Raw genomic sequence first — 11,150 nt, 5'->3', positions numbered from 1 at the left:
GCCGTGCGTACCGGGGCGAGACTCGGGGTCGATGTCGGTCGGGCGCGCATCGGCGTGGCGCGGTGCGATCCGGGCGGCATGATCGCGACCCCGGTGGAGACGGTGGCGCGTGCCTCCGACGGCGACGCCGACGTGTCGCGCATCCTCGAGATCGCGCGTGAGCATGAGGTGATCGAGATCGTCGTCGGCAATCCGCTCTCGCTCTCGGGTGCGTCGACGCCGTCGACCGACGATGCGGTAGCGTTCGCGGAGCGGCTGGCGAGCACGGGGATCCCGGTGCGGCTGGTCGACGAACGCCTCTCGACCGTGAGTGCCCAACAGGCGCTTCGCGCGACCGGGAAGTCGGCGCGCAAGCAACGTCCCATCGTCGATCAGGTTGCAGCCGTTATCATTTTGCAACACGCCATCGACGCCGAGCGGGATTTCCACCGCCCGCCCGGCCGGACGATCGAGATCCCCGAAGGGCCATCCCCCCTGTGACCCAGCCTCCTCCCGAGCGCGACGACCACGACCACGACCGCGCGACCGCCGACTGGCACGCGATGCTCGCCGGCGATGCGCCGGTGCGAGCACCCAGAGAAGCGGATGCCGCGCCGTCGCTGCCGGCCGCCGGCGCGACGCCGACCGGCGCGACGGCGACTCCGGCAGCCGCCGAGGGGCAGCCGATGACCCGTCGGGAGGCGAGGGAGGCGGAGCAGCGTCAGGCGGCCGCAGCCGAAGCGGCGGCGGTGCTCGCCGAGGCAGGTCCGCCTGCGGACGACGCCCGGCTTCCCTTCTTCGACTCGATCGTCGCCGAACCGGCCGCTCCCGAGCCGGCACGGCCGTCGCGCGCCGAGCGGCGAGCTGTCAACGCCGACCCGTACGAGCCCGAGAAGCCGAAGCGCCGAGGCGCATGGGGTTGCCTCATCGGCCTCCTCGTCGTCGTCGCACTCGGTGCCGTGGCGTTCTTCTTCCTGCAGGGCCCGATCAATGCCGTCGTCGAGCGGTTCACTCCGGCCGCGGACTTCGAGGGCGCCGGCACCGGCGAAGTGGTGTTCATGATCCACGACGGCGACGTCGGCTCGGATATCGCGACGAACCTCGTCGACGACGGCGTCACGGCGTCGTACGACGCCTTCTACGACCTCCTGCTCGAGCAGAGTCCCGAACCCGAGTTCCACCCCGGTGCGTATCAGCTGGCCGAGAAGATGAGCGCGCAGGCCGCACTCGACGCCCTGCAGGACCCGGCGAACAAGCTCGAGAACACGTTCGTCATCCCCGAGGGCACGGCGACCGTCGATGCCCTCCCGCTCATCGCCGAGGGCACTGGCGTGCCACTCGAGGAGTTGCAGGCCGCCGTCGCCGAGCCGCCCGCGAACTACGGGCTGCCGGCAGAGGCGAAGAACCTCGAGGGGTTCCTCTTCCCGGCGACCTACACGCTCGATCCCGGACTCGACGCGCACGGCGTGCTGCAGACGCTCGTCGACCGGCAGTTCGAAGCACTCGACGCCGCGGGCGTCGCTCCCGAGGACCGCTGGCGGACGATCGTGCTCGCCGCGCTCATCCAGCGCGAGGCGGGCCTCCGCGACGACTTCTACAAGGTGTCGCGTGTCTTCCAGAACCGGCTCGATCCTGCCAAGTGGGAGACCGGGCTGCTCGAGTCGGATGCCACTGTGGCGTACGGCACCGGCAACACCCATCTGGTGACGACGACCGACGAGGAGCGGGCGAACGCCGCGAATCTCTACAACACCTATTTGCACCCCGGCCTGCCGATCGGTCCGATCTCGAACCCGGGCGATCTCGCCATCGACGCGGCGCTGCACCCGGCCGACGGGCCGTGGCTCTTCTTCGTGACGTGGAACCTCGACACCGGAGAGACGATCTTCTCCGAGACCGTCGAACAGCACGACGCCGCCGTCGAGAAGTGGCTCGCCTGGATGGACGAGCACCCAGAGTATGGCTGAGCGACCGCGACCGCTCCACGCGCGGCTCGCGGTGCTCGGCTCGCCGATCTCGCACTCCAAGAGCCCAGCTCTGCACCGCGCGGCGTACGACCGTCTCGGGTTGTCGTGGCAGTACTCGGCCGTCGAGATGGACGGCGACCGGCTCGGCGAGTTCCTGGGTGGTCTGGATGCCTCGTGGCGCGGGCTCTCGCTCACGATGCCGCTGAAGCAGGACGTGCTGCCCCTCCTCGACTCGATCGACGAGGTCGCCGCGATCACCGGCGCCGCGAACACGGTGCTCTTCGACGGCGGCACCCGCCGGGGGTTCAACACCGACGTCGGCGGCATCGTGCGGACGCTCCGCGAGGCCGGCGTGCATGAGGCGTCGCACGGCGTGCTGCTCGGCGGCGGGGCCACGGCCGCGTCGGCGCTCGTCGCGATATCGCAGCTCGGGGCACGTGAGGTGCAGGTGCTCGTGCGTCGACCGGGAGCGGCGGCACCGCTCGTCGAGCTGGGGTCGCGTCTCGGCATCGACGTCCACGAGGGCCGCCCCATCGAACTCGCGACGATCGATCGTGCCGACCTCGTCGTGAGCACCGTGCCCGGCGGAACGGACCTCGGCGTCGCGGCATCCGCTGGTCTCATCTCCTCCGCTGCGCTGCTCGACGTCGCCTACGATCCCTGGCCCACGCCGCTCGCGGCCGGCTGGTTCGCGGGAGGCGGCGCAGTGGTGCACGGACTCGGGATGCTGCTGCACCAGGCGCTGCTGCAGGTTCGGATCTTCGTGAACGGCGACCCGAACGAGCCGCTCGACGACGAGGACGCGGTGCTCGCCGTCATGCGCGATGCGGTCGCCTGAGCGCTTCGTCGGGGCATCGCCGCCGCGGGTGCCGCGTCGTCGCGACGGCCGGCCTCTGTCATGCGACGTCTGCGTCACCGAGCCTGTGAAAGGATAGGAACATGCTCCGTTGGCTCACTGCCGGAGAGTCGCACGGCCCTGAGCTCGTCGCGATCCTCGAGGGTCTTCCCGCCGGTATCCCCGTTTCGCTCGACGATATTCGTGCCGACCTCGCGCGCCGCAAACTCGGCTACGGCCGGGGTGCGCGCATGAAGTTCGAGCAGGACGAACTGGCGATCTCGGGGGGTGTGCGCCACGGCGTCAGCCTCGGCAGCCCCGTCGCGCTGCGCATCGGCAACACCGAGTGGCCGAAGTGGCAAGAGGTGATGAGCCCCGAGCCCATCGACCCCGCCAAGCTCGGTCGGGGGCGCGGTGCCGCGCTCACCCGGCCCCGGCCCGGGCACGCCGACCTCGTCGGCATGCAGAAGTACGGCTTCGACGAGGCACGCCCGGTGCTCGAACGCGCGAGCGCCCGTGAGACCGCGGCCCGCGTCGCGCTCGGCGCGGTGGCACGCTCGTTCCTCGCCGAACTCGGCATCCGGCTCGTCGCCCACACGCTCGCGATCGGCCCCGTGCGGGTGCCCGACGGCCGCCCGCTGCCGACGCCCGACGACGTCGACCTGCTCGACGCCGATCCGCTGCGCTGCTTCGACCCCGAGACGTCCGCGGCGATGGTCGCCGAGGTCGACCTCGCGCACAAGGAGGGCGACACCCTCGGCGGCGTCGTCGAGGTGCTCGCCTACGGCGTGCCACCCGGACTCGGCTCGCACGTGCACTGGGACCGACGCCTCGATTCACAGCTCGCGGCCGCCCTCATGGGCATCCAGGCGATCAAGGGCGTCGAGGTCGGCGACGGCTTCGAGACCACCCGTCGCCGCGGCTCGGTCGCGCACGATGAACTGCACGTCGAGGGCGGTCGCATCGCACGCGCGAGCGATCGTGCCGGCGGCACCGAGGGCGGCATGTCCACCGGCACCGTGCTGCGCGTTCGCGCCGGCATGAAGCCCATCGCGACCGTGCCGCATGCACTGCCGACGGTCGACGTCGCCACCGGCGAGGCCGCCGCGGCCCACCACCAGCGTTCCGACGTCGTCGCGGTGCCAGCGGCGGGCGTCGTGGCCGAGGCGATGGTCGCCCTCACACTCGCGAACGCCGTGCTCGAGAAGTTCGGCGGCGACTCGGTCGACGAGACCCGTCGCAACCTCGAGTCCTACCTCGCGGCGATCCCCGACACGCTGCGCACCGCGGGCGCTGCGGCGGATGTCGCGGCAGATCGTGTCTGACACCTCGCGACTCGCCCTGCCGATCGTGCTCGTCGGCCCGATGGGCGCGGGCAAGTCCCGGGTCGGGCAGCGGCTCGCGGCATCCGTCGGCGCACCGTTCGTCGACACCGATCAGCGCATCGTCGAGCGATACGGACCGATCGAGGAGATCTTCGACCGCGAGGGCGAGGAGTACTTCCGCATCGTCGAACGCGAGGTCGTCGACGAGGCGCTGCGCGAAGAGGCCGTGATCTCGCTCGGCGGCGGCGCGGTGCTGCACGACGACACCCGCGACGACCTCGCGGGCCTGCCCGTCGTCTGGCTGCAGGTGTCCGCGTCGGCGGTGGCGCCCCGACTCTCGGGAGGCAACCGGCCGTTGCTCGCCGACGGCGGCATCGAGCGCTGGAACGCCATCCTCGAGGCGCGGCGCCCCCTGTACGAGTCGGTTGCCGACTTCAGCATCGACACCTCGCGTCGCTCGGTCGCGCGGATCGTCGACGACATCACCGGGCACTTCGGAGGAACACGATGACGCCAGACGAGACCCGCACGAGCATCCGCGTCGGCGGCGAATCGGGCTACGACGTCATCGTGGGCCGAGGGGTGCTCGCCGAGCTCGGCGACGCGATCGGCTCCGAGGCGACCAAGGTGCTCATCGTGCACCCTGCGACGCTCGGCGCCCGTGCCGCAGAGCTGCGGGAGGCCCTCTCCGATCGCTACCAGGTGCTGCTCGCCGAGGTGCCCGACGCCGAGGCCGGCAAGCGCATCGAGGTCGCCGCGTTCTGCTGGCAGGTGCTCGGCCAGGCCGACTTCACCCGCACCGACGCCGTCGTCGGGTTCGGCGGGGGAGCGATCACCGACCTCGCGGGCTTCGTCGCCGCGACCTGGCTGCGCGGCGTGAAGGTCGTGCAGGTGCCGACGACGGTGCTCGGCATGGTCGATGCCGCCGTCGGCGGCAAGACCGGCATCAACACCAACGAGGGCAAGAACCTCGTCGGCGCGTTCCACGCACCTGCCGCGGTCATCTGCGACCTCGACACCCTCGACACCCTGCCCAAGAACGAGATCCTCGCGGGATTCGCCGAGATCGTGAAGGCCGGCTTCATCCGCTACCCCGAGATCCTCGACATCATCGAGGCCGACCCCGATGCCGCGACCGACCCGTCGACGCCGCAGTTCCGACGCGTGGTCGAGCTCGCGATCCAGATGAAGGCCGACGTCGTCTCGGAGGACTTCACCGAGCAGGGGCTCCGCGAGATCCTCAACTACGGGCACACGCTCGGCCACGCCGTCGAACACGCCGAGCGCTACCAGTGGCGCCACGGTGCGGCGGTCGCCGTGGGCATGGCGTTCGCTGCCGAGCTCGGCCGTCTCTCGGGCCGGCTCCCCGACGAGGTCGCCGACCGGCACAAACGTGTGCTCGACCTGCTGAGCCTGCCGACCTCGTACCCCGCGGGCCGCTGGAACACACTCCTCGCCACGATGCAGCGCGACAAGAAGTCGCGCGCCGGCCAGCTGCGCTTCATCGTGCTCGACGACCTCGCGAAGCCGACCGTCATGCTCGCGCCCGACCCGTCGCTGCTCTTCGCGGCCTACCAGGAGATCGCCTCCTGACCATCGCGCACGAGAGCGGACGGATGCCCGAGGCATCCGCCCGCTCTCGAATCGGATGAAGCCGATCAGCCCGCGGTCGCGGCGCCGAGGTCGGGGTTGTCGCTGAAGAATCCGTCGAGGCCCGCGTCGAGGAACTCGCTGAGCTCGCCGGCGAGGTCGCCGATGCCGGCGGGATCGGCGCTCGAACGGAACTCTGCAGGGAGGAACGCGTTCTCGCGACGGAACGTCCAGCCGTGCACCTCGAGTCCGACCGCGTGCGCGTCGGCGATCAGCGTCGTCGGCGCGCCGAGCGTGCCCGCGGCCGTGCGGGGGATCACGAGGCTCTTCTCGACGCCGACGCCCTCGGCGTACGTCGCGATCTCGGCGAGGCCCGCGGGCGTCGCGAGGTCGGCGTACGTGCGGGCGTCGCCGGCGACCGTGAAGTCGTAGGGTCGACCGCTCGAGTTGATGAGCTGGGCGAGCCGCACGTCGGTGGCCTCGTCGAGCTCCTGGAGGTTGCCCACCTCGAAGCTCTGGATGATGACGGGCGCATCGGCCTCGTCGAGCCCGTTGCGCGCGAGCTCGGCGACGAGCGGCTCTTCGAGCGAGAGGCCGATCGAGTCGAAGTGGCTCGGGTGCTTCGTCTCGGGGTAGACGCCCACCGGCAGGCCGTCGCAGCTCACCGAGTGCCGGGCGAGGTCGAGCACCTCGTCGAGGGTCGGCACCTGGTAGAGGCCGTTGAACGCGGTGTTCGCCGGGCGGAGCTGCGGGAGCCGCTCGACCGCACGCAGCGTCTTGAGCTCGGCGAGCGTGAAGTCCTCGGTGAACCAGCCCGTGACGGAGACGCCGTCGATGAGCTTCGTGGTCTTGCGGTCGGCGAAGACCGGGCGGGACGCGACATCAGTCGTGCCGCTGATCTCGTTCTCGTGGCGGGCGACGAGCACGCCGTCCTTCGTCGAGACCACATCGGGCTCGATGAAGTCGGCGCACTCGATGATCGCGGCCTCGTAGGCGGCGAGGGTGTGTTCGGGGCGGTAGCCGCTCGCGCCGCGATGCGCCACGACGGTGACGTCGGACGGCTGCACCCGGGTGCGATCGAGGTCGATGACGTCGATCTCGGTGTCGTCGGGGGTGCCGCCGACGCGCGCGTCGTTGCCCGGGTAGTTGTTGTCGTTGGCGATCAGGAGGTCGCCGCCCTTCAGTTGCACGACGGTCTCGAACGACTGCACGGGCAGCGAGAACGGGTCGCCCGTGCCGTAGCCGTCGCCGTCGCCGAGCAGCCCGGGGTTCGCGATGCGGAGCGCATCGAGCACGAGGGTCTTCTCGACCTTGCCCTCGGGGTCCGTGCGCGTGAGGTCCACCTCGTAGATGCGCTTCGTCACGGCCTGTTCGCCTTCGAAGTCGTCGCGTTCGACGAGGAGCAGCACTCCGTTGCGGACGGCGAACGCATCGCCGACGACGTTCGCGTCCTGGTCGGTCTGGTAGTTCCAGGTGCGTCCCGTGTACGCGCCCGACTTCGTGTCGAACTCGAGGATCTCGCGGCGACGCGGATCGAGGTCGTCCGCGTAGGATCCCTCGACGATCGGGTAGAGGTAGCGTCCGTTGACCGAGGACGCGAGGGCCTCGAATCCGCGGCTCGCACGCACGAGGGGCGTCTCGCCGGCCTGCAGGTAGGGGTTCTGCGGCGACTTGGCGCCGCCGGGCATCGGGTGCGGCTTCTCGAGCAGGGTTCCGTCGGCGGCGAAATGGAGCAGGAACGGGCCGAACTCCTCGCCGACCCAGAAGCTGCCGTCCTTCGCCCGGACCACCGATTCGATGTCGAAGTCGGCGCCGGTGAGCAGGCGCTCGGGTGTGGCCTCGTTCGTGATCGGGAAGTCGAGCACGTGGTTCGCGTCGTTGTAGGAGACGAACCGCTCGACCCGGATCTCGCCGCTGCCGCCCTCCGCGGTCTGCCAGTCCGGACGGACCACGTAGTTCCGGAGCAGGAAGTCCGCCGAGTTGCCCTTCGCGCCGAAGCCGTTGTCGGGCTGGGCCCAGAACGTGCCGTCGCCGTTGTCGATCATCGCCGAGAACCCGGGGACGACCTGGCCGGCGAAGGGTCCGGTGCGCCCGTTCACCGGCGTGGTGAGCGCTGCGCCGCTGGCCGGACCCGCTTCGAGGTGGTCGGCCGACAGCGTCGCCCGAGCGACCAGGACGGGGTCCGTCTTCTTCATGGATGGCCCGTTCGGCTCGCCGTCGCCGGCAGCGTTCGCGGGGGAGGGGATGAGGATGACGGCCGCAGTGGCGGCCGCCGCGGCCAGGGCGAGGAAGCGCGTCCGTGCGCGTGAGATGCGATGTGCCATGCACGCAACCCAATCGGGCCGACCGCACGTGGACATGTCCACCGGCGATCCCGTTGCCGACCAACCGGTGAACACGGGGTGGGGTCGCGCGCCGGGCGGGGCGCAACTCGCCGTCACCCTGCTCGCCGGTGGATAGGCTTGCGGCGTGACGACGATCCTCATCCTCAACGGCCCGAACCTCGGCCGGCTCGGCACCCGCGAACCCGAGGTCTACGGCAGCGAGAGCCTCGCAGATATCCGCGACTCGCTCGCAGGCGCGGTTCCGGCCGACGTCGAGATCGACCTGCGCCAGAGCGACGACGAGGCCGAGCTCATCGGCTGGATCCACGAGGCCGTCGACCGCAGGCTGCCGGTCGTGCTCAATCCGGCCGCCTTCACCCACTACAGCTATGCGCTGCGCGACGCGGCCGCCCAGTTGAAGCAGGCCGGGGTGCCGCTCGTCGAGGTGCACCTCTCGAACCCGCACACGCGTGAGACCTTCCGGCACACGAGCGTGATCTCGGGTGTCGCCACGGGGGTGATCGCGGGTTTCGGCAGCGACTCGTACCGCATGGCCGTCGAGTGGGTCGTCAGGAACAGCTGAGCACGGCGCCCGCGCCGCGGCATCCGAGTGCATTGGCGCAGTTCCGACCGAGCGACTAAACTCGACCGACTGAACTTCTGCGGCCGATTCCGGCCGAGCCTCTTCGCAACTGAACGGAACACATACGCATGGCAAGCACCGCTGACATCAAGAACGGCGTCGTCCTCTCCATCGACGGTCAGCTCTGGAGCGTCATCGAGTTCCAGCACGTCAAGCCCGGCAAGGGTGGTGCGTTCGTGCGCACCAAGCTGAAGAACGTCGTGTCGGGCAAGACCGTCGACCGCACCTACAACGCCGGCGCGAAGATCGAGATCGAGAACGTCGACCGCCGTGACTTCACCTACCTGTACAGCGACGGCGACGGCTTCGTGTTCATGGACCAGACCGACTTCGACCAGCTCACGGTGCCCGGCACCGTCGTCGGCGACGCCGCCAACTTCATGCTCGAGAACCAGTCGGTGACCGTGGCGCTGAACAACGGCAACCCGCTCTACGTCGAGCTGCCCGCCTCGGTCGTGCTCGAGATCACCTACACGGAGCCGGGCCTGCAGGGCGACCGCTCCACCGGCGGCACGAAGCCCGCGACCGTCGAGACCGGCTACGAGATCCAGGTGCCGCTGTTCCTCGAGACCGGCACGAAGGTCAAGGTCGACACCCGCACGGGCGACTACCTCGGCCGCGTGAACGACTAGTGAGCGCACGTACCAAGGCGCGCAAGCGCGCGCTCGACCTGTTGTACTCGGCCGACATGCGTCAGGTGCCGGTCGAGCAGATGCTCGTCGTCGAGGCGGAGAAGGCGGCGAGCGAGCCCGAGCGTGCCGCCTCGTGGCTCTACGCGCGCGAGATCGTCGACGGCATCGTCGACAATCGGGCCGAGATCGACGAGCTCATCGAGACGCACTCCCACGGCTGGACCCTCGAGCGCATGCCCGCGGTCGACCGTGCGATCCTGCGCATCGGCGTATGGGAGATCATCCACAACGACGCCGTGCCCGACCCCGTCGCGATCTCCGAGGCCGTCGAGGCGGCCACGGTGCTCTCGACCGACGACTCTGCCGGCTTCGTGAACGGCCTGCTCGCGGCGATCTCGCACTCGAAGGCCTGAGTCTCGAGCTCCTTCCCGCGTGCGCTCGATTCGCGCGCACCCGACGGCCCCGGCCTGTCCCGCACTCGGGGGGTCGGGCGGGCATGTCCCTGAGAGCGCGTTCCGTGGTGGCACCGAGCGCGGTTCAGCGGCACTCCCGACGACGGGCGACCGCTGCGGCGGTGTGATGAGTGTGCCGCCGAATCCGGCCGGCATCTCCCACGTTGCTCTCGGAAGGAGCACCATGTCCAGCACCACCATCGGCACCGGTCGCGTCGCGACCGGATCCGGACTCGACTCGATCCTCGACCGCGCGAACGCCGCCCAGGCGGTCGTGCAGCGCTTCCTCGCTCGCGCAGGAGTCCCCGCGCTCCGCATCTCGCTCGGCCTCGTCTTCCTCGGCTTCGGCGTGTTGAAGTTCTTCCCCGGCATGAGCCCGGTCGAGGCACTCGTGACCCGCACCTGGAACGTGCTGTCGTTCGGTGTGGTCGACGGCTACGCGGCGCTCGCGCTGACTGCGGCGCTCGAGGTGTTCGTCGGCGTCACGCTCGTGACGGGCGTGCTGCTCAGGGTCGGTCTGCTCGCGCTGGCGGTGACCTTCGTGGGCGTGTTCTCACCGCTCGTCTTCTTCGCCGGTGAGCTCTTCACTGCGGCGGGGCCCACCCTGACCGCGCAGTACATCCTGAAGGACGTCGTGCTCGTGGCTGCGGCCATGGTGATCGCGGCGAAGGCATTCACACGTCCGATCCGGTGACGCCGTGTGCTCGGCCCGCTTCGGCGACGACCCCCTCCGTTCGCGGCAGGGGGTCGTTCGCTGCAGTGGCCCGCGGTGCCCACGCGGCGAGCACGGCGGCCTCGAGCGCGAACCCGACGAGGCTGCCATGCGGCCAGTACGTCAGCAGCGCGGTCGCACCGACGAGGATCGGGAGCGTCGCGCCGAGGAGCCAGCGTTCCCACGCCGGGATGCCGACGCCGCGCGGGGCGACGGCCGCCGCGACGACCGCCCACACGCCGATCGCCGCGAGCACGAACAGTTCGCCGCCCCAGATCGTATGCAGCGGGGCGTCGGCCGGGTGGTTCAGATACGACAGCAGGGTGATGACACCGCCGGTGAGGACGAGCCAGCCGAGCACCCGTCCGCTCCACCCGAGCGCGGCGAGCGTCGGCCCGGTCGCCAACCAGACGAGCACGAACGAGACGGATGCCGCGGCCCCGAACACGAGGTAGAAGTCGTGCAGCCCGGCCCCGTGCAGCCACCATCTGATGGCGTCGTACACGGGCAGTCCGTCGAGCGCGCCGAGCCAGGGTGGGATGTACACGCCCGACCAGACCGCCTGCTGCGGGGGGAGCAGGAAGAACGCCCAGACGGCCGCTGCGAGCGCCGCAGTGACCGCCCGCGGGCGGGTCGGGCGCGTGCGCATGGAGGAACGCTATCCGCGACGCGATCGCCCGCGGCAGCCCCC

12 protein-coding genes are annotated in these 11,150 nt (G+C 70.5%); 10 read left to right on the top strand and 2 right to left on the bottom strand.

The genetic code is table 11. From position 1 onward, the window contains the following. Nucleotides 1-3: 3 nt before the first annotated feature. The 6 genes from ruvX (at nucleotide 4) to aroB (ending at nucleotide 5,699) form a co-directional block, all read left to right on the top strand. The gene (ruvX, locus tag BJY17_RS04610) at nucleotides 4-480 is read left to right on the top strand and encodes a Holliday junction resolvase RuvX (protein ID WP_179550323.1); all 477 of its coding nucleotides are present in this window, start codon (nucleotides 4-6) and stop codon (nucleotides 478-480) included. Next, complete coding sequence (gene mltG, locus BJY17_RS18435; RefSeq protein WP_322789745.1) at nucleotides 477-1,946, top strand: endolytic transglycosylase MltG; 1,470 nt, start codon at nucleotides 477-479, stop codon at nucleotides 1,944-1,946. The genes ruvX and mltG overlap by 4 nt, the downstream gene beginning before the upstream one ends. Next, on the top strand, nucleotides 1,939-2,784 hold the full coding sequence (locus BJY17_RS04600) for a shikimate dehydrogenase (RefSeq protein ID WP_179550322.1): 846 nt from the start codon (nucleotides 1,939-1,941) through the stop codon (nucleotides 2,782-2,784). The genes mltG and BJY17_RS04600 overlap by 8 nt, the downstream gene beginning before the upstream one ends. Before the next feature lie 101 nt (nucleotides 2,785-2,885). After that, nucleotides 2,886-4,106 (top strand): chorismate synthase, encoded by a 1,221-nt coding sequence (gene aroC / locus BJY17_RS04595; protein ID WP_179550321.1) that lies wholly within the window; start codon nucleotides 2,886-2,888, stop codon nucleotides 4,104-4,106. Next, complete coding sequence (locus tag BJY17_RS04590; RefSeq protein WP_322789744.1) at nucleotides 4,099-4,617, top strand: shikimate kinase; 519 nt, start codon at nucleotides 4,099-4,101, stop codon at nucleotides 4,615-4,617. The genes aroC and BJY17_RS04590 overlap by 8 nt, the downstream gene beginning before the upstream one ends. Beyond that, nucleotides 4,614-5,699 (top strand): 3-dehydroquinate synthase, encoded by a 1,086-nt coding sequence (gene aroB, locus BJY17_RS04585; RefSeq protein WP_179550320.1) that lies wholly within the window; start codon nucleotides 4,614-4,616, stop codon nucleotides 5,697-5,699. The genes BJY17_RS04590 and aroB overlap by 4 nt, the downstream gene beginning before the upstream one ends. Before the next feature lie 65 nt (nucleotides 5,700-5,764). Here the strand turns inward: aroB and BJY17_RS04580 are convergent, their stop codons facing one another. Beyond that, entirely contained in the window at nucleotides 5,765-8,020 is a 2,256-nt protein-coding gene (locus BJY17_RS04580; RefSeq protein WP_179550319.1) for an esterase-like activity of phytase family protein, read from the bottom strand. Nucleotides 8,021-8,165: 145 nt separating this feature from the next. Between BJY17_RS04580 and BJY17_RS04575 the strand changes: the two genes are divergently transcribed. From BJY17_RS04575 to BJY17_RS04560, 4 genes are all read left to right on the top strand, one after another. Continuing rightward, nucleotides 8,166-8,603: a type II 3-dehydroquinate dehydratase gene (locus BJY17_RS04575; RefSeq protein ID WP_179550318.1), complete on the top strand. Its 438-nt coding sequence runs from the start codon at nucleotides 8,166-8,168 to the stop codon at nucleotides 8,601-8,603. A gap of 128 nt (nucleotides 8,604-8,731) precedes the next feature. Next, nucleotides 8,732-9,295 (top strand): elongation factor P, encoded by a 564-nt coding sequence (gene efp / locus BJY17_RS04570; RefSeq protein WP_056009305.1) that lies wholly within the window; start codon nucleotides 8,732-8,734, stop codon nucleotides 9,293-9,295. After that, nucleotides 9,295-9,708: a transcription antitermination factor NusB gene (nusB, locus tag BJY17_RS04565; protein WP_074258922.1), complete on the top strand. Its 414-nt coding sequence runs from the start codon at nucleotides 9,295-9,297 to the stop codon at nucleotides 9,706-9,708. Before efp ends, nusB begins: the two co-directional genes overlap by 1 nt. Nucleotides 9,709-9,931: 223 nt before the next feature. Then, nucleotides 9,932-10,441 (top strand): DoxX family membrane protein, encoded by a 510-nt coding sequence (locus tag BJY17_RS04560; protein ID WP_179550317.1) that lies wholly within the window; start codon nucleotides 9,932-9,934, stop codon nucleotides 10,439-10,441. Here the strand turns inward: BJY17_RS04560 and BJY17_RS04555 are convergent. Beyond that, nucleotides 10,422-11,108: a hypothetical protein gene (locus BJY17_RS04555; protein WP_179550316.1), complete on the bottom strand. Its 687-nt coding sequence runs from the start codon at nucleotides 11,106-11,108 to the stop codon at nucleotides 10,422-10,424. The genes BJY17_RS04560 and BJY17_RS04555 overlap by 20 nt on opposite strands. Nucleotides 11,109-11,150 lie beyond the last annotated feature (42 nt).

The sequence above is a fragment of the Agromyces hippuratus genome (genome assembly GCF_013410355.1).
GTDB classification, from domain to species: Bacteria; Actinomycetota; Actinomycetes; order Actinomycetales; family Microbacteriaceae; genus Agromyces; species Agromyces hippuratus.
This window is presented reverse-complemented; position numbering and strand designations above follow the sequence as displayed.

Bases quoted from the DNA above. Each gene is read 5' to 3' on its own strand.
- BJY17_RS04560 (WP_179550317.1), top strand. From the start codon at position 9,932: ATGTCCAGCACCACCATCGGCACCGGTCGCGTCGCGACCGGATCCGGA.
- efp (WP_056009305.1), top strand. From the start codon at position 8,732: ATGGCAAGCACCGCTGACATCAAGAACGGCGTCGTCCTCTCCATCGAC.
- BJY17_RS04600 (WP_179550322.1), top strand. From the start codon at position 1,939: ATGGCTGAGCGACCGCGACCGCTCCACGCGCGGCTCGCGGTGCTCGGC.
- BJY17_RS04555 (WP_179550316.1), bottom strand. From the start codon at position 11,108: ATGCGCACGCGCCCGACCCGCCCGCGGGCGGTCACTGCGGCGCTCGCA.
- BJY17_RS04580 (WP_179550319.1), bottom strand. From the start codon at position 8,020: ATGGCACATCGCATCTCACGCGCACGGACGCGCTTCCTCGCCCTGGCC.
- aroB (WP_179550320.1), top strand. From the start codon at position 4,614: ATGACGCCAGACGAGACCCGCACGAGCATCCGCGTCGGCGGCGAATCG.
- aroC (WP_179550321.1), top strand. From the start codon at position 2,886: ATGCTCCGTTGGCTCACTGCCGGAGAGTCGCACGGCCCTGAGCTCGTC.